This is a genomic window from Bradyrhizobium sp. HKCCYLRH3059 (genome assembly GCF_051168035.1).
GTDB lineage: Bacteria > Pseudomonadota > Alphaproteobacteria > Rhizobiales > Xanthobacteraceae > Bradyrhizobium.
This window is the reverse complement of record NZ_JBNPUF010000002.1, coordinates 140042-163382: the sequence shown is the minus strand read 5'-3', so window position 1 is coordinate 163382 and position 23341 is coordinate 140042. Positions and strand designations below refer to the sequence as shown.

Here is a 23341-nt window from a genome sequence, read left to right as displayed (position 1 = left end):
TATCCATTCGCCGTTCGCTACTCGCCACTCACTACTCACAGAAAGATACGGCAATGAACGGCCAAAATATCCGCATCCGTCTCAAGGCGTTTGACCATCGTATCCTCGATACGTCGACGCGCGAGATCGTCAACACGGCGAAACGGACCGGCGCGCAGGTTCGCGGACCCATTCCGCTGCCGACCCGCATCGAGAAGTTCACCGTGAACCGTTCGCCGCACGTCGACAAGAAGAGCCGCGAGCAGTTCGAGATGCGCACTCACAAGCGCCTGCTCGACATCGTCGATCCGACCCCGCAGACCGTCGATGCTCTCATGAAGCTCGATCTGGCCGCCGGCGTCGACGTCGAGATCAAGCTCTAAGTTTTTGGATTCACGTTCGCACCTCACGCGGACATAGAGAAGAACAGGAAGCACGCCGATGCGCTCCGGAGTGATCGCACAAAAGGTCGGGATGACGCGGGTCTTCACGGAGACCGGCGAACATATCCCCGTGACCGTGCTGAAGCTCGGCAATTGCCAGGTGGTCGGTCACCGCACCACCGAGAAGAACGGCTACGTCGCGCTGCAGCTCGGCAGCGGCAGCCGCAAGACGGTCTACATGCCGAAGGCGGAGCGCGGCCAGTTCGCGGTCGCCAAGGTCGAGCCGAAGCGCAAGCTCGCCGAATTCCGTGTCAGCGAGGATTCGCTGATCCCGGTCGGCGCCGAGATCCAGGCCGACCATTTCGTCGTCGGCCAGTTCGTCGACGTCACCGGCACCTCGGTCGGTAAGGGCTTCGCCGGCGGCATGAAGCGCTGGAACTTCGGCGGTCTGCGCGCCACGCACGGTGTGTCGATCTCGCATCGTTCGATCGGTTCGACCGGTGGCCGTCAGGACCCCGGCAAGACCTGGAAGAACAAGAAGATGCCCGGTCACATGGGCGTCGATCGCATCACCACGCTGAACCTGCGTGTGGTGCAGACGGACGTCGAGCGCGGCCTGATCCTGGTGGAAGGCGCGGTGCCCGGCTCCAAGGGTGGCTGGATCTCGGTGCGCGACGCCGTCAAGAAGCCGCTGCCGAAGGAAGCGCCGAAGCCCGGCAAGTTCAAGGTCGCGGGTGAGCAGGCTGCCGAAGCGCCGGCCGTGCAGGAGGGCGCATAAATGGAACTGAAAGTCACCACCCTCGAGGGCAAGGAAGCCGGCTCCGTCCAGCTGTCCGACGCCATCTTCGGTCTGGAGCCGCGTGCCGACATCATCGCGCGCTGCGTCCAGTGGCAGCTCAACAAGCGTCAGGCCGGCACCCACAAGGCCAAGGGCCGCGCCGAGATCTGGCGCACCGGCAAGAAGATGTACAAGCAGAAGGGCACCGGCGGTGCTCGTCACGGCTCGGCTCGCGTGCCGCAGTTCCGTGGCGGCGGCCGCGCCTTCGGTCCGGTCGTGCGCTCGCATGCGACCGACCTGCCGAAGAAGGTCCGTGCGCTGGCGCTGAAGCATGCGCTGTCGGCCAAGGCCAAGGACGGTGATCTGGTCGTGCTGGAGAACGCCACCCTGGAGGCGGCGAAGACCAAGGCGCTGATCGGTCACTTCTCCGGTCTCGGCCTGACCAACGCCCTGATCATCGACGGCGCCGAGCTGCATACCGGCTTCACCAATGCCGCCCGCAACATTCCGAACATGGACGTGCTGCCGATCCAGGGCATCAACGTCTACGACATCCTGCGCCGTCAGAAGCTCGTGCTGACCAAGGCGGCGATCGATGCGCTGGAGGCGCGCTTCAAATGAAGACCATCGATCCGCGCCACTACGACATCATCATCGCGCCGGTCGTGACCGAGAAGGCGACCTTCGCCTCGGAGCACAACAAGGTTCTGTTCAAGGTGGCCGCCAAGGCGACCAAGCCGCAGATCAAGGAAGCGATCGAGAAGCTGTTCGACGTCAAGGTCAAGAGCGTCAACACGCTCGTCCGCAAGGGCAAGACCAAGGTGTTCCGCGGCAATTTCGGTTCGCAATCGGACAGCAAGCGCGCGATCGTGACCCTCGAAGAGGGCCACCGTATCGACGTGACCACCGGACTGTAAGGCTGAGCTGCCATGGCACTGAAGACATTCAATCCCACGACGCCCGGCCAGCGCCAGCTGGTGATGGTCGATCGTTCGGCCCTCTACAAGGGCAAGCCGGTCAAGGCGCTGACCGAAGGCAAGCAGTCGAGCGGCGGTCGCAACAACACCGGCCGCATCACCGTTCGCTTCCTCGGCGGCGGTCACAAGCAGTCGTACCGCACGGTCGACTTCAAGCGCGACAAGGTCGACGTTCCCGCGACCGTCGAGCGCCTGGAGTATGATCCGAACCGGACCGCCTTCATCGCGCTGGTCAAGTATCAGGACGGCGAGCTCGCCTACATCCTGGCGCCGCAGCGACTGGCGGTCGGCGACACCATCGTCGCCGGCAACTATGTCGACGTGAAGCCGGGCAACGTCATGCCGCTGGGCAACATGCCGGTCGGCACGATCGTGCACAACATCGAGGTCAAGATCGGGAAGGGCGGCCAGCTCGCGCGTTCGGCCGGCACCTACGCCCAGATCGTCGGCCGCGACCAGGACTACGTGATCGTCCGCCTGAACTCGGGCGAGCAGCGCCTGGTGCACGGCCGCTGCCGCGGCACCATCGGTGCGGTGTCGAACCCGGACCACATGAACACCTCGATCGGCAAGGCCGGCCGCAAGCGTTGGATGGGCCGCAGGCCTCACAACCGCGGTGTCGCGATGAACCCGATCGACCATCCGCACGGCGGCGGCGAAGGCCGTACCTCGGGCGGTCGTCACCCGGTCACTCCGTGGGGCAAGCCTACCAAGGGCAAGAAGACCCGCACCAACAAGTCGACCGATAAATTCATTCTCTTGAGCCGCCACAAGCGGAAGAAGTAAGGAACGACGGACATGGTTCGTTCAGTCTGGAAAGGCCCGTTCGTCGAGGCGTCGCTGCTCAAGAAGGCAGATGCGGCGCGCGCGTCCGGCCGTCACGACGTCATCAAGATCTGGAGCCGCCGCTCGACCATCCTGCCGCAGTTCGTCGGCCTGACGTTCGGCGTCTACAACGGCCAGAAGCACGTGCCGGTGGCGATCAACGAAGAGATGGTCGGCCACAAGTTCGGCGAGTTCTCGCCGACCCGCACCTTCCACGGCCATTCGGGCGATAAGAAAGCCAAGAAGGCTTGAGGATTAAGCGATGAGCAAACCAAAGCGCGAACGGAGCCTCCCCGAAAACGAGGCCAAGGCTGTGGCCCGGATGCTTCGGGTGAGCCCGCAGAAGCTGAACCTGGTGGCGCAGATGATCCGCGGCCGCAAGGCGTCGGCCGCCCTCGCCGACCTGCAGTTCTCGCGCAAGCGGATTGCGGTCGACGTCAAGAAGTGCCTGGAATCGGCGATCGCCAATGCCGAGAACAATCACGAGCTCGAGGTCGACGATCTCGTCGTCTCGCAGGCTTTCGTCGGCAAGGGAATCGTGATGAAGCGTTTCTCGCCGCGCGGTCGTGGCCGTTCGGGCCGAGTTTTCAAACCGTTTTCGCAGCTGACGATCATTGTGCGTCAGGTCGAGGCGAGCGCTTAAAGCAGGCGCTGGGAGAATACGATGGGTCAAAAGATCAATCCGATCGGTCTGCGTCTCGGCATCAACCGGACCTGGGATTCGCGCTGGTTCGCCGGCAAGGCCGAGTACGGCAAGCTGCTGCATGAAGACGTCAAGATCCGCGAGATCCTGCACAAGGAGCTCAAGCAGGCGGCCGTCGCCCGTATCGTGATCGAGCGTCCGCACAAGAAGTGCCGCGTCACGATCCACTCGGCACGTCCGGGCGTCGTGATCGGCAAGAAGGGCGCCGACATCGACAAGCTGCGCAAGCGCGTCGCCGACATCACCTCGTCGGACGTCGTCATCAACATCGTCGAGATCCGCAAGCCGGAGCTCGATGCGACCCTGGTCGCCGAGTCGATCGCCCAGCAGCTCGAGCGCCGCGTCGCGTTCCGCCGCGCCATGAAGCGCGCCGTGCAGTCGGCGATGCGTCTCGGTGCCGAGGGCATCCGCATCAACTGCTCGGGTCGTCTGGGCGGCGCGGAAATCGCCCGCATGGAGTGGTATCGCGAGGGCCGGGTGCCGCTGCACACGCTGCGCGCCGACATCGACTACGGTGTGGCCACCGCGTTCACCACCTTCGGCACTTGCGGCGTGAAGGTTTGGATCTTCAAGGGCGAGATCCTCGAGCACGATCCGATGGCACAGGACAAGCGGATGAACGAAGGCGGCGGCGAGAGCTCGCAGCCCCGGTCGCGCCGCGACGCGGCCTGATCGATCAGCCGCGACAAGACAGGTTTGAGGGCTCAAAGCCATGATGCAACCAAAGAAGACCAAGTTCCGAAAGGCGCATAAGGGCCGTATTCACGGCGTTGCGTCCTCGGGCGCGACGCTGGCCTTCGGCCAGTTCGGGCTGAAGGCGATGGAGCCGGATCGCGTCACCGCGCGCCAGATCGAGGCCGCCCGTCGTGCCTTGACCCGTCACATGAAACGCGCCGGTCGCGTCTGGATCCGCGTGTTCCCGGATCTCCCGGTGTCGAAGAAGCCGGCTGAAGTCCGCATGGGCTCCGGCAAGGGCTCGCCTGAATTGTGGGTGGCCCGCGTCAAGCCGGGCCGGGTGATGTTCGAGATCGACGGCGTGAGCAACCAGATCGCGCGCGAGGCGCTGCTGCTGGCGGCCGCCAAGCTGCCGATCAAGACGCGCTTCGTCGAGCGCATTGCGGAGTAATGGTCATGGCCGAGATGAAGATTGCCGACATTCGCGCGATGAGCCCCGATCAGATGGACGATGCGATCGTCAACCTGAAGAAGGAGCGCTTCAACCTGCGCTTCCAGCGTGCCACCGGGCAGCTGGAGAACACCGCGCGGCTGCGTGAGGCGCGCCGCGACATCGCCCGTATCAAGACCATCGCCGCGCAGCAGCGCGCCAAGACGAAGTAAGAGGCTCGACATGCCGAAACGGACCCTTCAGGGCGTCGTCGTCAGCGACAAGCAGGCCAAGACGATCGTTGTGCGCGTCGACCGGCGCTTCACCCACCCGATCTACAAGAAGACCATCCGCCGCTCGAAGAACTACCACGCCCACGACGAGAACAACGAGTTCAAGCCGGGCGACATGGTGTGGATCGAGGAGAGCAAGCCGATCTCGAAGCTCAAGCGCTGGACCGTGGTCCGGGGCGAGCACAAGAAAACCGCCTGAGGCGCGGACCGCGGCCCTCGTCGAAGAGGGCCCGTTTCGCTTTCGGGATCAAACAAGGCGCAGCTTTCCTGCGCAGCAGATGAAGAGGACGAGGTGCATCAATGATTCAGATGCAGACCAACCTCGACGTGGCCGATAATTCCGGCGCACGCCGTGTCATGTGTATCAAGGTGCTGGGCGGCTCGAAGCGCCGCTATGCCACCGTCGGCGACATCATCGTGGTGTCGATCAAGGAAGCCATTCCGCGTGGCAAGGTGAAGAAGGGCGACGTCATGAAAGCCGTCGTGGTGCGCGTCCGCAAGGACATCCGCCGCGCCGACGGCTCGGTGATCCGCTTCGACCGCAATGCGGCCGTCCTGATCAACAACCAGTCGGAGCCGGTCGGCACCCGTATCTTCGGGCCGGTGCCGCGCGAGCTGCGCGCCAAGAACCACATGAAGATCATTTCGCTTGCGCCGGAGGTGCTGTGATGGCTGCCAAGATCCGCAAGGGCGACAAGGTGATCGTCCTGACCGGTCGCGACAAGGGTCGCACCGGCGAGGTGTTCGAGGTGCGTCCCGACGAGGGGACGGCGCTGGTGCGGGGCATCAACCTGGTGAAGCGTCACCAGAAGCAGACCCAGAACCAGGAGGGCGGCATCATCAGCAAGGAGTCGCCGATCCAGCTGTCGAACGTCGCTTATGTCGGCAAGGACGGCAAGCCGACGCGCATCGGATTCAAGATTCAGGCGGACGGCAAGAAGGTCCGCGTTGCCAAGAGCTCGGGAGTTGAGATCGATGGCTGAGACTGCTTACACCCCGCGCCTCCGCACGGAATACGACCGCACGATCAAGAGCCAGCTGACCGAGAAGTTCGGCTACGCCAACGTCATGCAGGTGCCGCGGCTCGACAAGGTCGTGCTCAACATGGGTATCGGCGAGGCCGTGAACGACCGTAAGAAGGCGGAAACCGCCGCGGCCGACCTGTCGCTGATCGCCGGCCAGAAGGCGGTCGTGACCTACTCGCGCGTCGCCATCGCGACCTTCAAGCTGCGCGAGAACCAGCCGATCGGCTGCAAGGTCACCTTGCGCAAGACGAAGATGTACGAGTTCATCGACCGCCTGATCAACGTCGCGCTGCCGCGCGTCCGCGACTTCCGCGGCCTGAACCCGAAGAGCTTCGACGGCCGCGGCAACTATTCGCTCGGCATCAAGGAGCACATCATTTTCCCCGAGATCGACTTCGACAAGGCCGGGGAGAGCTGGGGCATGGACATCACGGTGTGCACCACCGCGACGACCGACGACGAGGCCCGTGCCCTTCTGACCGCATTCAATTTCCCGTTCCGGCAGTGAGCAGCTGACTTCAAGCTTCTCAAACGCGGATACCCAGGAGCCAAGCATGGCAAAGAAGAGTTCAATCGAGAAGAACAACCGGCGCAAGCGGATGGCGAAGAACGCCGCCCCGAAGCGCGCCCGGTTGAAGGCGATCATCGCCGACAAGTCCAAGCCGATGGAGGAGCGCTTTGCCGCGACCCTGAAGCTGGCCGAGATGCCGCGCAATTCGTCGGCGACTCGCATCCGCAACCGGTGCGAGCTGACGGGCCGGCCGCGGTCGAACTACCGCAAGAACAAGCTGAGCCGCATCGCGCTGCGCGAGCTCGGGTCCAAGGGCCTGGTTCCGGGCCTCGTGAAGTCGAGCTGGTAAGGAGGGTCGCACCATGTCAACGCACGATCCCATCAGCGATCTGATCACCCGCATCCGCAACGCGCAGATGCGCTCGAAGTCGAAGGTCTCGACGCCTGGCTCGAAGATGCGCGCCAGCGTGCTCGAGGTGCTGAAGTCCGAAGGCTACATCCGTGGCTATGCCACGCTGGAGCATCCGTCGGGCCGGAGCGAGATCGAGATCGAGCTGAAATATTTCGACGGCGAGCCCGTGATCCGCGAGATCGAGCGCGTCTCCAAGCCCGGCCGCCGCGTCTACACCTCGGTGAAGAATCTGCCGCGTGTGAACAACGGGCTCGGAATTTCTGTTTTGTCGACGCCGAAGGGAATCATGGCCGACCACAGCGCGCGTGACGCGAATGTCGGCGGTGAAGTTCTCTTCACGGTGTTCTGAGAAGGATTGAGCCATGTCACGTATTGGCAAGAAGCCTGTGGCGGTGCCGTCCGGAGTGACGGCCTCCGTCGACGGACAGACCGTCAAGATGAAGGGGCCGAAGGGCCAGCTTCAGTTCATCGTTCATGACGACGTGGACGTGAAGTTCGAGAACGGCCAGGTCAAGGTTGCCCCGCGTTCCGAGACCAAGCGCGCCCGGTCGCTGTACGGCACCGCGCGCGCCCAGATCGCCAACCTGGTCGAAGGCGTGACCAAGGGCTTCGAGAAGAAGCTCGAGATCACCGGCGTCGGCTACCGCGCCGCGATGCAGGGCAAGAACCTGCAGCTAGCGCTCGGCTACAGCCACGATGTCGTCTACCAGATCCCGGAGGGCATCACCATCGCGGTGCCGAAGCCGACCGAGATCACGGTCACGGGCATCGACCCGCAGCGCGTCGGCCAGGTGGCCGCTGAAATCCGCGCCTACCGGCCGCCGGAGCCCTATAAGGGCAAGGGCGTGAAGTACGCGGGTGAATTCATCTTCCGCAAGGAAGGCAAGAAGAAGTAACGGAGCCGGACATGTCGAGAGCCAAGGTTACGAATGCCCGGCGCAAGCAGCGCGTGAGGCTGTCGCTGCGCCGCTCCGCCGGCGGCCGTCCGCGTCTGTCGGTGTTCCGCTCGTCGAAGCACATCTACGCTCAGGTCATCGACGATCAGAAGGGCGAGACGCTCGCCTCCGCGTCGTCGATGGAGAAGGAGATGCGCTCGGCCGGCAACACCGGTGCCGACATCGACGCGGCGAAGGCGGTGGGCAAGCTGCTCGCCGAGCGCGCGGTGAAGGCGGGGATCAAGGAAGTCGTGTTCGATCGCGGCGGCTATCTCTATCACGGGCGCGTCAAGGCGCTGGCCGACGCGGCGCGCGAGAGCGGGCTGAGCTTCTAACATCAATGGATATGGGCGTCAGAGCCCCTCAGAAGATTGGATAGCACCATGGCAGGTGAACGGGAACGAGGCGGTCGCGATCGCAAGGAGCGCGAGGAGCGCGACAGCGAGTTCGTCGACAAGCTCGTCCACATCAACCGAGTCGCGAAGGTCGTGAAGGGCGGTAAGCGCTTTGGCTTTGCGGCGCTCGTCGTGATCGGCGATCAGAAGGGCCGGGTCGGGTTCGGCCACGGCAAGGCACGTGAGGTTCCGGAGGCGATCCGCAAGGCGACCGACTCCGCCAAGCGCAACCTGACCCGGGTCGCGCTGCGCGAGGGCCGCACCCTGCACCACGACATCTTCGGTCGTCACGGCGCAGGTCGCGTCTATCTGCGTGCGGCTCCGGCCGGTACCGGCATCATCGCCGGCGGCCCGATGCGCGCCGTGTTCGAGACGCTGGGCATCCAGGACGTGGTGGCGAAGTCGATCGGCTCGTCCAACCCGTACAACATGGTGCGCGCGACCTTCAACGCGCTGAAGCACCAGGATAGCCCGCGCTCGGTCGCCGCGCGCCGCAACATCAAGGTGTCGACCCTGCAGGCCCGCCGCGTCGGTGGCGATGCCGAAGCCGCCGCCGACTAAGGTTGGGCCGACTAACGAACGCGCGCCGTCCGCTGGATGGCGCAACTCGGAGTGAACACGATGGCTAGCGCCAAGACGATCAAGATCGAGCAGATCGGCAGCCCGATCCGCCGGCATCACTCGCAGCGCGAGACGCTGATCGGGTTGAAGCTCAACAAGATCGGCCGCGTGACCGAGCTGCCGGATACGCCGGCGGTCCGCGGCATGATCACCAAGGTTCATCATCTCGTCCGCATCGTCGACGAGAAGTAAGGAGAAGGGCGATGAAGCTCAGCGATATCGCCGACAACGCCGGCGCGCGCAAGAAGCGCATGCGCGTCGGCCGCGGCATCGGCTCCGGCAAGGGCAAGACCTCGGGCCGTGGCGGCAAGGGCCAGACCGCGCGCTCCGGCGTGCGCATCAAGGGCTTCGAAGGCGGTCAGATGCCGATGCATCGCCGCCTGCCGAAGCGCGGCTTCAACAACATCTTCGCGCTCGATTTCGTCGAGATCAATCTCGACCGGATCCAGCAGGCGATCGATGCCAAGAAGCTGGACGCCGGCAGCGTGATCAACGCCGAGTCCCTCGTGAAGTCCGGTGCGCTGCGCCGCGCCAAGGACGGCGTGCGCCTGCTCGGCCGCGGCGAGCTCAAGGCCAAGATCAACATCGAGGTGCATGGCGCCTCGAAGTCGGCGATTGCGGCGGTCGAGAAGGCCGGCGGCACCGTCAAGCTCCTGGCGCCAGCCAAGGACGAAGGCGAGGCGGCGTAACATCTGCGTCATTGCCCTGCCGCCGGCGCATGCCGGAGAGGGCAGGGCAATGGACAGAACGCGCCCGCGCACCAGATAATATCCGGCGTCTGCCCAGCCCTGCGAGCCCTCGCGGGGCCCAGTGCGGTGAAGAAGGGCGGCGGGAGAAAGCTAGATATGGCCTCAGCAGCGGAACAACTGGCGGCAAACCTCAATTTCGGCGCGCTTGCGAAGGCCGATGAGCTGAAGAAGCGCATCTGGTTCACCCTCGGCGCGCTGCTGGTCTACCGCCTCGGCACCTACATTCCGCTGCCGGGCATCGACCCGAACATCTGGGACACGGTGTTCCGCACCCAGGCCGGCGGCATTCTGGGCATGTTCAACATGTTCGCCGGCGGCGGCATCCACCGCATGGCGATCTTCGCGCTGAACATCATGCCGTACATCTCGGCATCGATCATCATTCAGCTGCTCACCACCGTCTCGCCCCAGCTCGAAGCCCTCAAGAAAGAGGGTGAGGCTGGCCGCAAGATGTTGAACCAATACACCCGCTATCTGACGGTGATTCTCGCTGCCGTGCAGTCCTACGGCATCGCCGTCGGCCTCGAAGGCGCGGGCAACGTCGTCGCCGATCCCGGCCTGTTCTTCCGCCTCTCCACCGCGATCACGCTGACCGGCGGCACCATGTTCCTGATGTGGCTCGGTGAGCAGATCACCTCGCGCGGCATCGGCAACGGCATCTCGCTGATCATCCTGTCCGGCATCGTGGCCGAGCTGCCCTCGGCGCTTGCCAACATGCTCGAGCTCGGCCGTCAGGGCGCGCTGTCGACCGGCCTGATCCTGATCGTCATCGTGATGGCCGTCGCCGTGATCGCCTTCATCGTGTTCGTGGAGCGCGCCCAGCGCCGGCTCCTGATCCAGTATCCGAAGCGCCAGGTCGGCAACAAGATGTTCGAGGGCCAGTCCTCGCATCTGCCGCTGAAGCTGAACACCTCGGGCGTGATCCCGCCGATCTTTGCCTCGTCGCTGCTGCTGCTGCCGACCACGGTCGCCAATTTCAACGCCGGCAAGGGACCCGAGTGGTTCCAGTGGATCACGACGCAGCTCGGTCATGGCCGGCCGCTGTTCCTGGTGCTGTATCTGGCGCTGATTCTGTTCTTTGCCTTCTTCTACACCGCGATCGTGTTCAACCCGACCGAGACCGCCGACAACCTGAAGAAGCATGGCGGATTCATCCCCGGCATCAGGCCGGGCGAGCGCACCGCGGAATATATCGATTACGTGCTGTCGCGGATCACCGTGCTCGGCGCCATCTATCTGGCGATCGTGTGTCTGATCCCGGAAATTCTGATTTCCTACGCTTCCGTCCCGTTCTACTTTGGTGGCACTTCGCTTCTGATCGTGGTCAGCGTTACGATGGATACCGTGGCGCAGGTTCAGGGTTATCTGCTCGCCCATCAGTATGAGGGGCTGATCAGGAAGTCGAAGCTGCGGGGGCGCCGCCGCGGATAGCGGCGGATCGCGGCCCGGGAACCACCAAGCCAAGAACAAGGTGTGCGGGAGGGTCGCTCACCGTGTGCCGGGGGGCGAAATTCGATGAGACTCATTCTTCTGGGGCCGCCCGGTTCGGGCAAGGGAACGCAGGCGCAGCGCCTGGTGCAGCAATATGGCATCGTTCAGCTGTCGACCGGCGACATGCTGCGTGCCGCGGTGGCGGCGCAGACGCCGATCGGGCTGAAGGCCAAGGACATCATGGCGGCGGGTGGCCTTGTCCCGGACGAGGTCGTGGTCGGCATCATTGCCGACCGGATCGAGCAGCCGGACGCCGCCAATGGTTTCATCCTCGATGGCTTCCCGCGCACGGTGCCGCAGGCGGAGGCGCTGGATGCGCTGCTGAAGCAGAAGCAGATGAAGCTCGACGCGGTAATCGAACTCCGGGTCAATGAAGGCGTGCTGCTTGAGCGCGTCGAGCGCCGGGCCGCCGAGACCCGCGCGCGCGGCGAGGCTGTGCGGGCCGATGATACGCCGGAGGTCCTGACCAAGCGCCTAGCCAGCTACCGCGACCAGACCGAGCCCCTGATCCACTATTATTCGGACCATCGGATGCTGGCGACCGTCGACGGCATGATGCCGATCGAGCAGGTCACCGAGGAGATCGGACGGATCCTGGCCGCCGTCGGCAAGTCCGGCGGCAGCCGGGCGGCCAAAAAGGCAAACCCGGCCAAGCGCAGTGCCAAGGCTCGGGGCAAGACCGCGCCGGCAAAATCGGCCAAAAAGGCTCCCAGGGCGCCCGCGCCGGCGAAAAAGGCCACAAAGACAGCCAAAAAGGTCGCAAAGACTGCGAAAAAGGGAGCAAAAGCGGCCCCCAAGAAAGCCCCCAAGGCTGCGAAGAAGGCCCCCAAGCCCGCTGCCAAGGCGACCCGGGGAACCCGGAAAACCTCTGCAAAGGCTGCAAAAAAGCGCGCCAAGAGGTGACCGAATCTTGTAGGGGCGGTTGACGACCGCCGTGTGAATCCATTAATAAGCCCGCATCCAAGTCGGATGGTTTTCCAAAGATGCCGGGCCCCACGAATCGAGGGGTGGGCGTCTTGTTCGCGTTTGCGGACACCTGCCCGAGATAGCGAGAACGAAGGCCGGTCCATCCTGGGATCGGTGACAGGAGAGAAGTCCGTGGCCCGTATTGCCGGTGTCAACATCCCGACCAACAAGCGCGTCCTGATCGCGCTCCAGTATATCCATGGCATCGGCCCGAAGATCGCGGGCGAGATCATTGACAAGGTCAAGATCGCCGAGGATCGCCGCGTCAACCAGCTGAGCGACCAGGAAGTCCTGCAGATCCGCGAAATCATCGACCGCGACTACGTTGTCGAGGGCGACCTGCGGCGCGAGACCGGCATCAACATCAAGCGTCTGATGGACCTCGGCTGCTATCGCGGCCTGCGCCATCGTCGTGGCCTGCCGGTGCGCGGCCAGCGCACCCACACCAATGCGCGCACGCGCAAGGGGCCGGCCAAGGCGATCGCCGGCAAGAAGAAGTAATTTGGCGAATTGCTGATAGCGGGTGGCGAGTAGGGGCAATCCCTATTCGCTACTCGCTATTCACCATTCGCCTTTCTGGTGTAGCCGCTGGCACTACGGCGGCGTTGAGATCTCGAGAAAGGTACTTATATGGCCAAGGAAGCCGCACGTGTCCGCCGTCGTGAGCGCAAGAACATCGCCTCCGGCGTCGCCCACGTGAATTCGTCGTTCAACAACACCACCATCACCATCACCGACGCGCAGGGCAACACCATTGCCTGGTCGTCGGCGGGCACGATGGGGTTCAAGGGATCGCGCAAGTCGACCCCGTATGCCGCGCAGGTCGCGGCGGAGGACGTGTCCAAGAAGGCTCAGGAACACGGCATGCGCACCCTCGAGGTCGAGGTTGCCGGCCCGGGTTCCGGCCGTGAATCGGCGCTCCGTGCGCTGCAGGCTGCGGGTTTCACCGTCACCTCGATCCGCGACGTGACGACGATCCCGCACAATGGTTGCCGCCCACGCAAGCGTCGGCGCGTCTAATCTGAAAGAGGCGGACAGCATGTCCGCCTCGTCGTGCTTTTGAGACATTTCGACTGCCGCGATCTGAAGCGCGGTTCTCCAACGCCAGTCAGTCAGATCCCATGACTGGCCCATGGGTGAAACAGTGACGATCCAGAAGAATTGGCAAGAATTGATTCGGCCGAACAAGCTCCAGGTCACGCCGGGCTCCGACGCGACCCGTTTCGCCACCGTGGTTGCCGAGCCGCTGGAGCGCGGTTTCGGGCAGACGCTCGGCAATGCGCTGCGCCGCATCCTGCTGTCGTCGCTGCAGGGCGCCGCCGTGCAGTCGGTGCACATCGACGGCGTGCTGCACGAGTTCTCCTCGATCGCTGGTGTCCGCGAGGACGTCACCGACATCGTGCTGAACATCAAGGACATCGCGATCAAGATGCAGGGCGAAGGCCCGAAGCGGATGGTCGTGAAGAAGCAGGGCCCGGGCGCCGTCACCGCCGGCGATATCCAGACCGTCGGCGACATCGTGGTGCTCAACCCTGACCTGCAGCTCTGCACGCTGGACGAGGGCGCAGAGATCCGCATGGAGTTCACGGTCGCCACCGGCAAGGGCTACGTCGCCGCCGATCGCAACCGCCCCGAGGACGCCCCGATCGGCCTGATCCCGGTCGACAGCCTGTTCTCTCCGGTCCGCAAGGTCTCCTACAAGGTCGAGAACACCCGCGAGGGCCAGATCCTCGACTACGACAAGCTGACCATGACGATCGAGACCAACGGCGCGATCACGCCGGAGGACGCGGTGGCCTATGCCGCCCGCATCCTGCAGGACCAGCTCAACGTCTTCGTCAACTTCGAAGAGCCGCGCAAGGAAGTCGCCCAGGAGATCATCCCGGACCTCGCCTTCAACCCAGCCTTCCTCAAGAAGGTGGACGAGCTCGAGCTGTCGGTACGTTCGGCGAACTGCCTGAAGAACGACAACATCGTCTACATCGGCGACCTCGTGCAGAAGTCGGAAGCGGAAATGCTGCGCACCCCGAACTTCGGCCGCAAGTCGCTGAACGAGATCAAGGAAGTGCTGGCCCAGATGGGTCTGCATCTCGGCATGGAAGTGCCGGGCTGGCCGCCGGAGAACATCGACGAGCTGGCCAAGCGCTTCGAGGATCATTACTGAGCATTCGTCGTTCCGGGTTCGATGCTGCGCATCGCCCCGGAATGACGTCCACCACTCGGGCGAACGCAGGCAGCCCACCTGAGCAACATGTCCGACGAACCGTCGCGGCAGATAGAAATGAAGGACTAAGACAATGCGTCACGGCAAGGTTCATCGGAAGCTCAACCGCACCGCCGAGCATCGCAAGGCGATGTTCGCCAACATGTGCGCCGCGCTGATCAAGCACGAGCAGATCGTCACCACGCTGCCGAAGGCCAAGGAGCTGCGGCCGATCGTCGAGAAGCTCGTCACCCTCGGCAAGAAGGGCGGTCTCGCTTTGCGTCGCCAGGCGATCGCCGAGATGCGCGATGTCGACCAGGTCAAGAAGCTGTTCGACGTCCTGGCACCCCGCTACAAGGACCGCAACGGCGGCTACACCCGCATCATCAAGGCCGGCTTCCGCTACGGCGACAACGCCGCGATGGCCGTGATCGAGTTCGTCGATCGCGACGTCGATGCCAAGGGCCAGGATTCCGGCCCGGTGCAGGAGACCTCGGAAGCGGCGTAAGCGCAGCTCCGACCCGACGTTCAAAACGGCGCCTTCGGGCGCCGTTTTCATTTTGAGGTTCTGTAGCCCGGATGAGCGAAGCGACATGTGGGGTCGCCTGCACAGCTCGTGTGACTTTAACAGCATAGACCGGAGCGCCGCGCATGAGCGCCGCAGAACTGCACATCGTCTACGAGGCGGATGAGGACCGCACCGGCAAGATCATAGCGACGGCCAGGGCCGGAGTGTTTGCCGCGCGCGGCGAGGCGTGGTTCGGCTGCGACCTGAATGCCTTCGTGAAGGGTCTGCGCTCCTATCCGCTATCGTGGGACAAGCCGCCGATGATCGAAGGCGGTTACTTCGATGGACAAGGCGGCCTCGCGCGATGCCTCGTCCGGATCGTCATCAGGCCATACGACTTCCGTGGACATTTGCTGGTGCATGCGGATCTGGCTACGCTCGTTCAGAGCACAGCGGATGCCGACGTGCAGAACAGCGCCTCGATCCGCTTCCTGACCGAATATGCACTCGTCGAACGTTTCGCGACCGAGCTGGCACAGGTCCTGAACGGCAAGCGCGAAGCGGCTATCCTGATAGGGACCACGAGCTGACAACCACGGCGCCTTCGGGCGCCGTCTTATTTCGAGGATCAGCTCTGCGCGCGGCGCGTTGAGTGTCGGCGCGCGACGCCCCACATCCGTTCCTTCAGCACAACGGAGAGCTGCTCATGCACATCGACCTTTCAGGAAGAACTGCGCTCGTCACCGGGTCCACCGCCGGCATCGGCTTCGCCGTTGCCAAGGGATTGGCCGCCTCGGGCGCCGAGGTCGTCCTGAACGGCCGGACCACCGACCGTGTCGATGCGGCCGTCGCGAAGCTGAAGCAGGCGGTTCCGGCGGCGAAGCTGCGCGGCGTCGCCGGCGATGTCGCTCAGATCGGCGGCTGCAACGCCATCGTCACCGCGCTGCCCGAGGTCGACATTCTCGTCAACAATGCCGGCATCTTCGAGCCGAAGGAGTTCTTCGACATTCCCGACGAGGACTGGAGCCGCTTCTTCGAGATCAACGTCATGTCCGGCGTGCGCATGGCGCGCGCCTACATGCAGGGCATGCTGAAGCGCAACTGGGGGCGCATCATCTTCATCTCCTCGGAGTCGGCGGTGAACATCCCGACCGAGATGATCCATTACGGCATGACCAAGACCGCGCAGCTCGCGGTCTCCCGCGGCCTCGCCAAACTGACCCGCGGCACCGGCGTGACCGTCAATGCAGTGCTGCCGGGACCGACGATGTCGGAAGGCGTCGAGACCTTCGTCAAGGATCTCGCCCGTCAGAACGGCCAGTCGGAGGAGGAGGCGGCCTCGTCTTTCGTCAAGCAGCACCGGCCGGCCTCGCTGCTGCAGCGCTTCGCCGGTGTCGACGAGATCGCCAACATGGTCGTCTACGCCGCCTCCAAGCAGGCCTCCGCCACGAACGGCGCCGCGCTGCGCGCCGAGGGCGGCATCCTCGACACCATCGCCTGAGGCCGGCCATGGCGGCTTACGTCATCTCCGAGGTCGAGGTGCGCGACATCGAGGCGATGGAACGCTATCGCACCCGCGCGGCGCACTCGATCGCGCAATATGGCGGGCGCTATCTGGTCCGCGGCGGGACCTCCGAGACGGTCGAAGGCGGCCCGCCGGCCAAGACCCTCATTATCGTCGAGTTCCCGTCGATGGCCCGGCTGCGCGAATGGTATGCGTCGGCCGAATACGCCGACGCCCTGGGCGAGCGCTGGAAGGCGCTGGACCGCCGGCTGATTTTCGTCGAGGGTGCTGCACCTGCGTAGAGAACGGACTCTGTTGCGCCCATGCTGACCATCACCCCCCGCCGCAGGCGTTGGCTCAAGCTGACCTCGGCGCGGTGGCAGCGGCGGGTGCTGTTCGTGGCCGGCGGCCTGGTGGTGGGCGCGGCGGCGGTGGCGCTGGCGGAGCTCGCCGACCTGGCCCAGCTCGCCTTCAACTGGCTGTTGTCGAAATCACGCTACGCCTCACTGATCGTGACGCCCGCCGGCTTCGCGCTGTCGGTCTATCTGACCCAGCGCTTCTTCCCGAACGCGCAAGGCAGCGGCATCCCGCAGGCCATCGCCGCGCGCCACCTGACGGACACGAGCGCGCGCAGCCCGCTGGTGTCGATCCGCATCGCCATCGGCAAGGTGCTGCTGACCCTGCTCGGGCTGCTGTGCGGCGGCTCGGTCGGCCGCGAGGGGCCGACCGTGCAGGTCGGCGCCTCCATCATGTTCGCGCTCGGCCGGCTGTCGCCGCGGCGGCAGCCGGGCTTGATCCTGGCCGGCGCCGCCGCCGGGGTCGCGGCCGCCTTCAACACGCCGCTGGCCGGCATCGTGTTCGGCATCGAGGAGATGAGCCGTGCCTTCGAGACGCGGACCTCGAGCCTCGTCATCGCCACCGTGATCGCCGCTGGCCTGACCTCGCTGGCCCTGATGGGCAATTACGCCTATTTCGGCACGACGCCGATCGCGCTCGGCAAGGGCATCGACTGGCTGGCGGTGCCCGTCTGCGGGGTCTTGGGCGGCGCCGCCGGCGGCCTGTTCAGCCGCATCCTGATCACGATGGCGCGCGGGCTGCCCGGGGCATCCGGCCGGCTCATCAAGCGCCACCCGCTGCCGTTCGCGCTCGCCTGCGGCTTTGCCGTCGCGCTGTGCGGGCTGGCGTCAGGCGATACCATCTACGGCACCGGGTATGCCCAGGTGAAAGGGGCGCTGGAGACCGGCACGCCGCTGCCGGGCGATTTCGGCGTGCTGAAATTCCTCGCCACCACCTTTGCCGCGATCAGCGGCATTCCTGGCGGCATCTTCGCGCCGTCGCTCGCAGTCGGGGCGGGTATCGGCGCCAACGTCGCCAGCCTGTTCCAGCAGTCGCTCCTGGCGCCGATCATGCTGCTCGGCATGGTCGCCTATTTCGCCGGCGTCGTGCAGGCGCCGATCACCGCCTTCGTCATCGTCACCGAGATGACCGACAACCACGCCATGGTGGTGCCGCTGATGATGGCCTCGCTGATCGCCTACGGCACCTCGCGTCTGATCTGCGAGGAGGGGCTCTATCACGCTCTCGCCAAGGGCTTCGTCGCCCGAGCTGAGACCAAGGCTGAGGCCGCGCAGGAGTCGAAGCAGGCCACGGCGCCGTCCTGACCCAGCGCTCATCCACCATGTTCGGAGCGCGCCGATAACGGCTGTCGGTTCAATCGCTTGATGGCAGATCCTGAGATCTGCCATCGGCTCGAAAGGGCTGCCGGCGGCCCCGTTGCCGGCGCCGCCGCGCAAGGTTCGTCGGCCTACTTCCTGAACGGATCCGGCCGCATCAGGAGCCGGCCGGAGATCGAGTTCGGCACCTCGTAGGGCGAGCCGATCGACAGCACGTGGCTCAGCGCGATCAGCCGGTTCGGCAGCTTGGCCGGCGGCGGTGTCTGGAACGAATAGGACGTCGGGTTGTGGCACAGGAAGCAGTTCAGCACGTTCTTGATCGGCGTGTTGTCGGCGTTCTGCACGAAGGTCTCGGCGGTGGCGTTGGCGAGATTGACCGAGCCGACCGCGCTGGTCTGGTTGCTGTTCAGGTTGTACGAGTTGGGGAGCATCCAGACGGTGCCGTCGAGGCTGTAGCTCGCGAACGTCGATTGCGGGCCCTTCAGGCCGGAGAGAAAGCCCTGGGCTTGCACCGTGATCGCGAAGATGTTGCCGACGCCGTTGGGCTGGTTCTCGCCGCCGGTCTGGTTCTCGAGCACGACGTTGGTCACCGGCGTCAGCTTCTGGGTCGCCGGATCGAGCCGCAGTTGCGGCCGGTTGGCGCCGGGCAGCGCCGCGATGTTGACCTGCGAGAACGGCGTGCGGCCCTTGTAGAGCGTGTAGCTCTTCGGATCGGAGCGGCTTGCCGATGGCGCAAAGGTGTTGTCCGGCGTCTGCGGCGAGTTGTTCTTCAGCTCGAACGTGCCCCACAGGAATTCGGGGTGGTTCTCGGTGTAGCCGACCACGTGCAAGCCGATCAGCGCCACGGTCACCGTGACGAACTTGCCGGGCGTCGGGCGGATCGTGATCAGGCCGGGGGTGACGTTGTTCTCCAGCACCGGCACCTGTGCCTGGGTCGTATAGGCGCCCGCAGGCGGTGCCTGCCCGGGGTCGAGCCGCAGCCACGTCGCCTTGAACACCGCATCGCCCACGGCGAAGGAGGAATCTGCCGGCTGGCTCTGGTAGCCGCCGGTCGCGATCAGGTTCTTGCGCGCCGTGTTGAAATAGCCCTGGTTCATGTGGACCGAGGCGTAGACGGGATAGCCGTTCTGCGCGACCAGCATGTTGCCGTCGGCTTCGACGATGGCGCCGGCACCTTCGGTGAAGCCGGCCGTGCCGTGGAAGACCTGGGCGCGGGCCGCCAGCGTCAGCGGGCGCGGCCGTGGTGCGCCGGCATTCTCGGCGTTGCCGAGCAGCTCGTCGGGCGTCGCCAAGGTCATGAACCGCGGCACGGCGGCGCCGGAGCCCGAGTCCTTCACCAGCGCTGTCGCCCAGACGAACGCCTCCCACGACCATTGATGGAAATTGCAGTCGGGCGTCGGGATGGTCTTGGTGTCGGAGGTGGGGAAGGCGGCGTCCGGCTTGAGATAATTGCCCAGTCCCTCCGACCAGCCGAAGGCCGGGCAGTTCTTCGCCGGCGGCGGCGGAGCAGCGCTGGCGGGGTTGAGAGCGCCGGCAAGGCCGCTCGCGGTGACGGTCGTCGCGAAAGTGAGCATGAGCCACTGAATCGTCTTCATGGCCGGTCTCCATTGATGTGCGCGCTGGGACGGGCCGATGGTCGCCGCCATGCGTCGCAAATGATTGTTAAAAATGATTCATTCAAAAGTAGTGCGCGGCGAACATGCACCCAAAGGTGAGATTTGCAAGACCGGCAGCTCACGCAGTCCGCAATTTTTTTCGGACGCCCCTCGCGGCAGTGGAATGCGGCTCGCGGCAGCATTCGTCTTCACCAGCCGACACGGGCTGCAGTGTGAGCGCAGGCACGGTTGACACCACGGATCGCGTGCATCCTGGCGGCCGTTCGCTGGAGAAGTGCGGACAATGAGGTCTTCACGCCAGTGGACAGCAACCACAGGAGAGTGAAATGAAGTCCATCATGGCCGCTGCGTTGCTGCTCGCGTTGACGTCGGGCGCAAGCCTTGCGGGTACGCCGCTGATCGATGCGCGGCAGCACAACCAGTCACATCGCATCTACAATGGCATCGCGAGTGGACGGCTGACCTATCCGGAGGCGCAGCAGCTCGTCCGCGGCCAGATCCACGTCCAGAAGCTGGAAAACAAGGCCAAGGCGGACGGCGTGGTGACGCCGTTCGAGCGTGCCCGCATCAACGTCGCGCAATCCGTGCAGGGCGCGCGCATCTTCTGGAAGAAGCACAATTAGCCGCGCACGGCAGCTCGCTGGTGGCAAAGCGCCGCTTCGGCGGCGCTTTGCCACCACGTGATGCGGCGGCGCCGCCGCTCACACCAGCGCGGCTGCGACGCCGGCCAGGGCGCTGAACGTGACCACGACGAGCGGCGGCGCGCGCCAGGCGACCAAGAGGACAAAACCGACCAGCGCGATGCCAAAATCCGCGGCGTTGTGGACGGTGGTCGTCCAGACCGGGTCGTACAGGGCCGCTCCCAGCACACCGACGACCGCAGCGTTGACACCCCGCATCATCGCCTGGGCGCCGGCGCGTTTGCGGAACGAGTCCCAGAACGGAAGCGCGGCGAGCAGGACCAGCATGCCCGGCAGGAAGATGCCCAGGAGACCGAGCGCGGCCCCGACGATCCCATGCGGCTCCGGAGCGACGACGGCGCCGAGATAGGCGGCGAAGGTGAAGAGCGGGCCCGGGACGGCCTGCGCCGCACCGTAGCCGGCGAGAAAGGCGTCGTCGCTCAGCCAGCCAGGTCCGACGAAGGCCTCGCGCAGCAGCGGCAGCACGACATGTCCACCGCCGAACACCAGCGCGCCGGAGCGATAGAAGGCATCGAACAAGGCGACGCCGGTCGATCCCGTCACGCCGCGCAGCAGCGGAAGTCCCGCCAACAGGACAACGAACAGCGCGAGCGCGATCAGCCCCACGCTCCGCGAGACGGGGATCGCGACGTGTCCCGACGGCGCCGCCTCGCCGCGGCAGAGCCAGAGGCCGGCGAGCCCGCCGAGGACGATCGCTCCGATCTGCGCGACCGAGGCCGTACTCGACAGGATCATGAGCGTTGCGGCGACCGCGATCGAGGCGCGCGCACGATCCGGACACAGCGAGCGCGCCATGCCCCAGACCGCCTGCGCGACGATGGCGACCGCGGTCAGCTTCAGCCCGTGCAGCAGGCCGCTGCCGATCGGTCCGCTCAATCGGCCCGCACCGTAGGCGAACAGGACGAGCACGGCGGCCGACGGCAGGGTGAAGCCGGTCCAGGCGGCGAGCGCGCCGAGATAGCCGGCCCGCATCAGCCCGATGGAGAAGCCGACCTGGCTGCTGGCGGGGCCGGGCAGGAACTGGCACAGCCCGACCAGATCGGCATAGGCATGCTCGTCGATCCATTTCCGTCTGACGACGAACTCGTCGCGGAAATAGCCGATATGAGCGACCGGACCGCCGAAGCAGGTCAGGCCGAGCGTGAGGAAGATCCGCAGAACCTCGAGTGGAGATCCGGAGCGGCGGCCGTGATCGGCGGGCGGGTTGGTCGCGGACTTCAGGCTGCTCACGGACGTTCGTTCCAGTCGCGAGGAGGTTCTTATCGGCTTTCGTTAAGGGGAAACGGGACCGTCGGCCAGTCTCAATCGCTCCTGGCCGCTGATCGGACCGCGCGTCGGCTGCCGGCCATCTTATGCTTTCGATCGGCAGGATGGTGGGCACGGCGCCACCGCGATCTCGCGCGCGGGGAGACCGCGCGTGCGCCTTTGCCCACTGTTGGCCTGTTAGTTAGCTCCATCCCTCCAGCACGATCTTGCCGCGGGAGGTGTTGCTCTCGATCAACGCGTGCGCGCGCTTGAGGTTGGCCGCGTTGATGGTGCCGTAATTGTCGCCAAGGGTGGTGCGGATCACGCCCTTGTCGATCAGGTCGGACACGTCGTTGAGCAGATGGTGCTGCGCGATCATGTCGGCTGTCGTGAAAGATGAGCGCGTGAACATCGACTCCCAGTGGATCGAGATCGCCTTGCCCTTGAAGGCGGCGAGCGAGAACTCGGCGGGATCGTCGATCAGGCCGAACTTGCCCTGCGGCGTCATGAAGTCGGCGATCGCCTTGTAGTGCTGCTCGGTGTGGGTGAGGCTGGCGATGAGGCTGACCGGCGGCAGCTTCAGCGCGTCGATCTGCTCTTTCATCGGCTTGCCATGATCGATCACGGCATGGGCGCCGAGCTTCAGGCACCAGTCGCGCGACTCCGGTCGCGTCGCGGTGGCGAGCACGGTCAGCCCGGTGAGCCGGCGCGCGAGCTGAATCAGGATCGAGCCGACGCCGCCGGCCGCGCCGGTGATCAGCAAAGTGCGGTCGTCGAGGCTCCTGCCGGGGATCGCGCCGAGCCTGTCGAACAAGAGCTCCCAGGCCGTGATCGAGGTCAGGGGCAGGGCGGCGGCTTCGGCGAACGACAGGCTCTTCGGCTTGCGGCCGACGATGCGCTCGTCGACCAGATGGAATTCGGCATTGGTGCCCTGGCGCAGGATCGAGCCGGCGTAGAACACCTCGTCACCGGGCTTGAACAGGCTCACGTCCGGGCCGATAGCCTCGACCACGCCAGCGGCGTCATAGCCCAGGATCTTGGTTTCGCCGGCGGGCGGTGCGGCGCGCTTGCGCACCTTGGTGTCGACCGGATTGACCGACACCGCTTTCACGGCGACGCGGATGTCGCGTCCCTTCGGCTCGGGTTTGGCGGTCTCGAGATCGAACAGCGCGCGGTCCTCGGTGATGGGCAGCGACTGCTGGTATCCGACGGCCTTCATGAACAGCCTCCTGGTTGGCTTGGCGATAGGATCTGTTTGTCCTGCTGGCGCCAGTTCAGCAAGTACTGTAAAAATGGGGAACTAGTCCCCGTTTGGATACTATTGGGCCAACACGCGATGAAACGGAAGAATTTCACCCGCCGTCCCGGCTGCGCGGTCGAAGCCACGCTCGATCTGATCGACGGCAAGTGGAAGGGCGTGATCCTCTACCACCTGCAGGGTGGCAGCCAGCGCTTCGGCGAGCTGCGCCGGCTGATGCCCGGCATCACCCAGCGCATGTTGACAAAGCAGCTGCGTGCGCTGGAGGAGGACGGGCTGGTCGTCCGCAAGGTCTATGCCGAGGTGCCGCCGCGCGTCGAATACAGCCTGTCCGAGGTCGGCGAGAGCCTGCGGCCGGTGATCGAGGTTCTCAGAAGCTGGGGCGAGCGGCACCAGGAACGGCTGTCCTGCGCGCCCGTTGCAGAGACCATCAAAACGCCGCATCAGGCCGCCTGAGCTTGGCCGCACCGGCCGTTCCGCTTATA

General features: G+C 65.1%; 36 protein-coding genes. 33 read left to right on the top strand and 3 right to left on the bottom strand.

The features are described from left to right. The first annotated feature begins 53 nt into the window (after nucleotides 1–53). From rpsJ to ACQR13_RS07625, 31 genes are all read left to right on the top strand, one after another. Nucleotides 54–362 (top strand): 30S ribosomal protein S10, encoded by a 309-nt coding sequence (gene rpsJ / locus ACQR13_RS07775; protein WP_002712302.1) that lies wholly within the window; start codon nucleotides 54–56, stop codon nucleotides 360–362. Nucleotides 363–420: 58 nt separating this feature from the next. Next, entirely contained in the window at nucleotides 421–1140 is a 720-nt protein-coding gene (gene rplC, locus ACQR13_RS07770) for a 50S ribosomal protein L3 (RefSeq protein ID WP_006611838.1), read from the top strand. Continuing rightward, nucleotides 1141–1761 (top strand): 50S ribosomal protein L4, encoded by a 621-nt coding sequence (gene rplD, locus ACQR13_RS07765; protein WP_315714563.1) that lies wholly within the window; start codon nucleotides 1141–1143, stop codon nucleotides 1759–1761. Further along, nucleotides 1758–2057 (top strand): 50S ribosomal protein L23, encoded by a 300-nt coding sequence (locus ACQR13_RS07760; RefSeq protein ID WP_172108066.1) that lies wholly within the window; start codon nucleotides 1758–1760, stop codon nucleotides 2055–2057. Before rplD ends, ACQR13_RS07760 begins: the two co-directional genes overlap by 4 nt. A 12-nt stretch (nucleotides 2058–2069) precedes the next feature. After that, entirely contained in the window at nucleotides 2070–2903 is an 834-nt protein-coding gene (rplB, locus tag ACQR13_RS07755; RefSeq protein ID WP_006611841.1) for a 50S ribosomal protein L2, read from the top strand. A 12-nt stretch (nucleotides 2904–2915) separates the two neighbouring features. Further along, the gene (gene rpsS / locus ACQR13_RS07750; protein WP_006611842.1) at nucleotides 2916–3194 is read left to right on the top strand and encodes a 30S ribosomal protein S19; all 279 of its coding nucleotides are present in this window, start codon (nucleotides 2916–2918) and stop codon (nucleotides 3192–3194) included. Nucleotides 3195–3204: 10 nt separating this feature from the next. Further along, a complete protein-coding gene (gene rplV, locus ACQR13_RS07745; protein ID WP_315714562.1) occupies nucleotides 3205–3585 on the top strand; it encodes a 50S ribosomal protein L22 in 381 nt (126 codons plus the stop codon). Between the two features lie 21 nt (nucleotides 3586–3606). Next, the gene (gene rpsC / locus ACQR13_RS07740; protein WP_012045041.1) at nucleotides 3607–4317 is read left to right on the top strand and encodes a 30S ribosomal protein S3; all 711 of its coding nucleotides are present in this window, start codon (nucleotides 3607–3609) and stop codon (nucleotides 4315–4317) included. Nucleotides 4318–4357: 40 nt separating this feature from the next. After that, nucleotides 4358–4771: a 50S ribosomal protein L16 gene (gene rplP, locus ACQR13_RS07735; protein ID WP_008963467.1), complete on the top strand. Its 414-nt coding sequence runs from the start codon at nucleotides 4358–4360 to the stop codon at nucleotides 4769–4771. Between the two features lie 5 nt (nucleotides 4772–4776). After that, nucleotides 4777–4983 carry a 50S ribosomal protein L29 gene (gene rpmC, locus ACQR13_RS07730; protein WP_006611846.1) on the top strand — a complete coding sequence of 69 codons (207 nt, stop codon included), beginning with the start codon at nucleotides 4777–4779 and terminating at the stop codon, nucleotides 4981–4983. 10 nt (nucleotides 4984–4993) lie between these two features. Next, nucleotides 4994–5242 (top strand): 30S ribosomal protein S17, encoded by a 249-nt coding sequence (gene rpsQ, locus ACQR13_RS07725; RefSeq protein WP_212358258.1) that lies wholly within the window; start codon nucleotides 4994–4996, stop codon nucleotides 5240–5242. Between the two features lie 101 nt (nucleotides 5243–5343). Beyond that, entirely contained in the window at nucleotides 5344–5712 is a 369-nt protein-coding gene (rplN, locus tag ACQR13_RS07720) for a 50S ribosomal protein L14 (protein ID WP_006611848.1), read from the top strand. Next, on the top strand, nucleotides 5712–6026 hold the full coding sequence (rplX, locus tag ACQR13_RS07715) for a 50S ribosomal protein L24 (protein ID WP_315714561.1): 315 nt from the start codon (nucleotides 5712–5714) through the stop codon (nucleotides 6024–6026). Before rplN ends, rplX begins: the two co-directional genes overlap by 1 nt. Next, nucleotides 6019–6576, top strand: a complete 558-nt coding sequence (gene rplE / locus ACQR13_RS07710; protein WP_172108070.1) for a 50S ribosomal protein L5 — start codon at nucleotides 6019–6021, stop codon at nucleotides 6574–6576. The genes rplX and rplE overlap by 8 nt, the downstream gene beginning before the upstream one ends. 46 nt (nucleotides 6577–6622) lie before the next feature. Beyond that, complete coding sequence (gene rpsN / locus ACQR13_RS07705; protein WP_315714560.1) at nucleotides 6623–6928, top strand: 30S ribosomal protein S14; 306 nt, start codon at nucleotides 6623–6625, stop codon at nucleotides 6926–6928. 13 nt (nucleotides 6929–6941) lie between these two features. Then, nucleotides 6942–7340 carry a 30S ribosomal protein S8 gene (rpsH, locus tag ACQR13_RS07700; protein ID WP_315714559.1) on the top strand — a complete coding sequence of 133 codons (399 nt, stop codon included), beginning with the start codon at nucleotides 6942–6944 and terminating at the stop codon, nucleotides 7338–7340. A 13-nt stretch (nucleotides 7341–7353) separates the two neighbouring features. Further along, on the top strand, nucleotides 7354–7887 hold the full coding sequence (gene rplF, locus ACQR13_RS07695) for a 50S ribosomal protein L6 (protein ID WP_315714558.1): 534 nt from the start codon (nucleotides 7354–7356) through the stop codon (nucleotides 7885–7887). Nucleotides 7888–7898: 11 nt separating this feature from the next. Further along, nucleotides 7899–8261, top strand: coding sequence for a 50S ribosomal protein L18 (rplR, locus tag ACQR13_RS07690; RefSeq protein ID WP_006611854.1), 363 nt, complete (start codon nucleotides 7899–7901; stop codon nucleotides 8259–8261). Nucleotides 8262–8309: 48 nt separating this feature from the next. Continuing rightward, on the top strand, nucleotides 8310–8882 hold the full coding sequence (gene rpsE / locus ACQR13_RS07685) for a 30S ribosomal protein S5 (RefSeq protein ID WP_006611855.1): 573 nt from the start codon (nucleotides 8310–8312) through the stop codon (nucleotides 8880–8882). 60 nt (nucleotides 8883–8942) lie between these two features. Next, nucleotides 8943–9134 carry a 50S ribosomal protein L30 gene (gene rpmD / locus ACQR13_RS07680; protein WP_006611856.1) on the top strand — a complete coding sequence of 64 codons (192 nt, stop codon included), beginning with the start codon at nucleotides 8943–8945 and terminating at the stop codon, nucleotides 9132–9134. 11 nt (nucleotides 9135–9145) lie between these two features. Further along, nucleotides 9146–9631, top strand: a complete 486-nt coding sequence (gene rplO, locus ACQR13_RS07675; RefSeq protein WP_009031841.1) for a 50S ribosomal protein L15 — start codon at nucleotides 9146–9148, stop codon at nucleotides 9629–9631. Nucleotides 9632–9787: 156 nt separating this feature from the next. Continuing rightward, complete coding sequence (secY, locus tag ACQR13_RS07670) at nucleotides 9788–11122, top strand: preprotein translocase subunit SecY (protein WP_434862715.1); 1335 nt, start codon at nucleotides 9788–9790, stop codon at nucleotides 11120–11122. A gap of 84 nt (nucleotides 11123–11206) precedes the next feature. Next, nucleotides 11207–12085, top strand: coding sequence for an adenylate kinase (locus ACQR13_RS07665; RefSeq protein WP_315750031.1), 879 nt, complete (start codon nucleotides 11207–11209; stop codon nucleotides 12083–12085). A 195-nt stretch (nucleotides 12086–12280) separates the two neighbouring features. Beyond that, a complete protein-coding gene (gene rpsM / locus ACQR13_RS07660; protein WP_315714555.1) occupies nucleotides 12281–12649 on the top strand; it encodes a 30S ribosomal protein S13 in 369 nt (122 codons plus the stop codon). 129 nt (nucleotides 12650–12778) lie between these two features. Beyond that, nucleotides 12779–13168: a 30S ribosomal protein S11 gene (rpsK, locus tag ACQR13_RS07655; RefSeq protein WP_006611861.1), complete on the top strand. Its 390-nt coding sequence runs from the start codon at nucleotides 12779–12781 to the stop codon at nucleotides 13166–13168. A gap of 112 nt (nucleotides 13169–13280) precedes the next feature. After that, nucleotides 13281–14312 (top strand): DNA-directed RNA polymerase subunit alpha, encoded by a 1032-nt coding sequence (locus tag ACQR13_RS07650; protein ID WP_315714554.1) that lies wholly within the window; start codon nucleotides 13281–13283, stop codon nucleotides 14310–14312. A gap of 133 nt (nucleotides 14313–14445) precedes the next feature. After that, nucleotides 14446–14859, top strand: coding sequence for a 50S ribosomal protein L17 (rplQ, locus tag ACQR13_RS07645; protein ID WP_006611863.1), 414 nt, complete (start codon nucleotides 14446–14448; stop codon nucleotides 14857–14859). Nucleotides 14860–15002: 143 nt separating this feature from the next. Further along, on the top strand, nucleotides 15003–15449 hold the full coding sequence (locus tag ACQR13_RS07640; protein ID WP_315749619.1) for a hypothetical protein: 447 nt from the start codon (nucleotides 15003–15005) through the stop codon (nucleotides 15447–15449). 116 nt (nucleotides 15450–15565) lie between these two features. Continuing rightward, nucleotides 15566–16360 carry an SDR family NAD(P)-dependent oxidoreductase gene (locus ACQR13_RS07635; protein ID WP_315749621.1) on the top strand — a complete coding sequence of 265 codons (795 nt, stop codon included), beginning with the start codon at nucleotides 15566–15568 and terminating at the stop codon, nucleotides 16358–16360. Between the two features lie 8 nt (nucleotides 16361–16368). After that, complete coding sequence (locus ACQR13_RS07630) at nucleotides 16369–16665, top strand: DUF1330 domain-containing protein (RefSeq protein ID WP_315714551.1); 297 nt, start codon at nucleotides 16369–16371, stop codon at nucleotides 16663–16665. A 21-nt stretch (nucleotides 16666–16686) separates the two neighbouring features. Then, nucleotides 16687–18024 (top strand): chloride channel protein, encoded by a 1338-nt coding sequence (locus ACQR13_RS07625; RefSeq protein ID WP_315714550.1) that lies wholly within the window; start codon nucleotides 16687–16689, stop codon nucleotides 18022–18024. Between the two features lie 143 nt (nucleotides 18025–18167). On the opposite strand, the gene ACQR13_RS07620 is transcribed toward ACQR13_RS07625, so the two are convergent. Continuing rightward, nucleotides 18168–19631 (bottom strand): hypothetical protein, encoded by a 1464-nt coding sequence (locus ACQR13_RS07620; RefSeq protein WP_434862714.1) that lies wholly within the window; start codon nucleotides 19629–19631, stop codon nucleotides 18168–18170. 347 nt (nucleotides 19632–19978) lie between these two features. Here ACQR13_RS07620 and ACQR13_RS07615 point away from each other — a divergent pair, with 347 nt between their 5' ends. Further along, on the top strand, nucleotides 19979–20275 hold the full coding sequence (locus ACQR13_RS07615; protein ID WP_315749624.1) for a hypothetical protein: 297 nt from the start codon (nucleotides 19979–19981) through the stop codon (nucleotides 20273–20275). 78 nt (nucleotides 20276–20353) lie between these two features. Here the strand turns inward: ACQR13_RS07615 and chrA are convergent, their stop codons facing one another. Together chrA and ACQR13_RS07605 are read right to left on the bottom strand one after the other, a co-directional pair. After that, nucleotides 20354–21583, bottom strand: a complete 1230-nt coding sequence (gene chrA / locus ACQR13_RS07610) for a chromate efflux transporter (RefSeq protein WP_434862713.1) — start codon at nucleotides 21581–21583, stop codon at nucleotides 20354–20356. 217 nt (nucleotides 21584–21800) lie between these two features. Beyond that, on the bottom strand, nucleotides 21801–22817 hold the full coding sequence (locus ACQR13_RS07605) for a zinc-binding alcohol dehydrogenase family protein (protein ID WP_316171212.1): 1017 nt from the start codon (nucleotides 22815–22817) through the stop codon (nucleotides 21801–21803). Nucleotides 22818–22934: 117 nt separating this feature from the next. On the opposite strand from ACQR13_RS07605, the gene ACQR13_RS07600 reads away from it, so the two are divergent. Continuing rightward, the gene (locus tag ACQR13_RS07600; RefSeq protein ID WP_316171213.1) at nucleotides 22935–23312 is read left to right on the top strand and encodes a winged helix-turn-helix transcriptional regulator; all 378 of its coding nucleotides are present in this window, start codon (nucleotides 22935–22937) and stop codon (nucleotides 23310–23312) included. The last annotated feature ends 29 nt before the right edge of the window (nucleotides 23313–23341 follow it).

Excerpts from the sequence above, each read along its gene's own strand:
- rpsJ (WP_002712302.1), top strand. The coding sequence starts at position 54 with ATGAACGGCCAAAATATCCGCATCCGTCTCAAGGCGTTTGACCATCGT.
- rplC (WP_006611838.1), top strand. The coding sequence starts at position 421 with ATGCGCTCCGGAGTGATCGCACAAAAGGTCGGGATGACGCGGGTCTTC.
- rplD (WP_315714563.1), top strand. The coding sequence starts at position 1,141 with ATGGAACTGAAAGTCACCACCCTCGAGGGCAAGGAAGCCGGCTCCGTC.
- ACQR13_RS07760 (WP_172108066.1), top strand. The coding sequence starts at position 1,758 with ATGAAGACCATCGATCCGCGCCACTACGACATCATCATCGCGCCGGTC.
- rplB (WP_006611841.1), top strand. The coding sequence starts at position 2,070 with ATGGCACTGAAGACATTCAATCCCACGACGCCCGGCCAGCGCCAGCTG.
- rpsS (WP_006611842.1), top strand. The coding sequence starts at position 2,916 with ATGGTTCGTTCAGTCTGGAAAGGCCCGTTCGTCGAGGCGTCGCTGCTC.
- rplV (WP_315714562.1), top strand. The coding sequence starts at position 3,205 with ATGAGCAAACCAAAGCGCGAACGGAGCCTCCCCGAAAACGAGGCCAAG.
- rpsC (WP_012045041.1), top strand. The coding sequence starts at position 3,607 with ATGGGTCAAAAGATCAATCCGATCGGTCTGCGTCTCGGCATCAACCGG.
- rplP (WP_008963467.1), top strand. The coding sequence starts at position 4,358 with ATGATGCAACCAAAGAAGACCAAGTTCCGAAAGGCGCATAAGGGCCGT.
- rpmC (WP_006611846.1), top strand. The coding sequence starts at position 4,777 with ATGGCCGAGATGAAGATTGCCGACATTCGCGCGATGAGCCCCGATCAG.
- rpsQ (WP_212358258.1), top strand. The coding sequence starts at position 4,994 with ATGCCGAAACGGACCCTTCAGGGCGTCGTCGTCAGCGACAAGCAGGCC.
- rplN (WP_006611848.1), top strand. The coding sequence starts at position 5,344 with ATGATTCAGATGCAGACCAACCTCGACGTGGCCGATAATTCCGGCGCA.
- rplX (WP_315714561.1), top strand. The coding sequence starts at position 5,712 with ATGGCTGCCAAGATCCGCAAGGGCGACAAGGTGATCGTCCTGACCGGT.
- rplE (WP_172108070.1), top strand. The coding sequence starts at position 6,019 with ATGGCTGAGACTGCTTACACCCCGCGCCTCCGCACGGAATACGACCGC.
- rpsN (WP_315714560.1), top strand. The coding sequence starts at position 6,623 with ATGGCAAAGAAGAGTTCAATCGAGAAGAACAACCGGCGCAAGCGGATG.
- rpsH (WP_315714559.1), top strand. The coding sequence starts at position 6,942 with ATGTCAACGCACGATCCCATCAGCGATCTGATCACCCGCATCCGCAAC.
- rplF (WP_315714558.1), top strand. The coding sequence starts at position 7,354 with ATGTCACGTATTGGCAAGAAGCCTGTGGCGGTGCCGTCCGGAGTGACG.
- rplR (WP_006611854.1), top strand. The coding sequence starts at position 7,899 with ATGTCGAGAGCCAAGGTTACGAATGCCCGGCGCAAGCAGCGCGTGAGG.
- rpsE (WP_006611855.1), top strand. The coding sequence starts at position 8,310 with ATGGCAGGTGAACGGGAACGAGGCGGTCGCGATCGCAAGGAGCGCGAG.
- rpmD (WP_006611856.1), top strand. The coding sequence starts at position 8,943 with ATGGCTAGCGCCAAGACGATCAAGATCGAGCAGATCGGCAGCCCGATC.
- rplO (WP_009031841.1), top strand. The coding sequence starts at position 9,146 with ATGAAGCTCAGCGATATCGCCGACAACGCCGGCGCGCGCAAGAAGCGC.
- secY (WP_434862715.1), top strand. The coding sequence starts at position 9,788 with ATGGCCTCAGCAGCGGAACAACTGGCGGCAAACCTCAATTTCGGCGCG.
- ACQR13_RS07665 (WP_315750031.1), top strand. The coding sequence starts at position 11,207 with ATGAGACTCATTCTTCTGGGGCCGCCCGGTTCGGGCAAGGGAACGCAG.
- rpsK (WP_006611861.1), top strand. The coding sequence starts at position 12,779 with ATGGCCAAGGAAGCCGCACGTGTCCGCCGTCGTGAGCGCAAGAACATC.
- ACQR13_RS07650 (WP_315714554.1), top strand. The coding sequence starts at position 13,281 with ATGGGTGAAACAGTGACGATCCAGAAGAATTGGCAAGAATTGATTCGG.
- rplQ (WP_006611863.1), top strand. The coding sequence starts at position 14,446 with ATGCGTCACGGCAAGGTTCATCGGAAGCTCAACCGCACCGCCGAGCAT.
- ACQR13_RS07640 (WP_315749619.1), top strand. The coding sequence starts at position 15,003 with ATGAGCGCCGCAGAACTGCACATCGTCTACGAGGCGGATGAGGACCGC.
- ACQR13_RS07635 (WP_315749621.1), top strand. The coding sequence starts at position 15,566 with ATGCACATCGACCTTTCAGGAAGAACTGCGCTCGTCACCGGGTCCACC.
- ACQR13_RS07630 (WP_315714551.1), top strand. The coding sequence starts at position 16,369 with ATGGCGGCTTACGTCATCTCCGAGGTCGAGGTGCGCGACATCGAGGCG.
- ACQR13_RS07625 (WP_315714550.1), top strand. The coding sequence starts at position 16,687 with ATGCTGACCATCACCCCCCGCCGCAGGCGTTGGCTCAAGCTGACCTCG.
- ACQR13_RS07620 (WP_434862714.1), bottom strand. The coding sequence starts at position 19,631 with ATGAAGACGATTCAGTGGCTCATGCTCACTTTCGCGACGACCGTCACC.
- ACQR13_RS07615 (WP_315749624.1), top strand. The coding sequence starts at position 19,979 with ATGAAGTCCATCATGGCCGCTGCGTTGCTGCTCGCGTTGACGTCGGGC.
- ACQR13_RS07605 (WP_316171212.1), bottom strand. The coding sequence starts at position 22,817 with ATGAAGGCCGTCGGATACCAGCAGTCGCTGCCCATCACCGAGGACCGC.
- ACQR13_RS07600 (WP_316171213.1), top strand. The coding sequence starts at position 22,935 with ATGAAACGGAAGAATTTCACCCGCCGTCCCGGCTGCGCGGTCGAAGCC.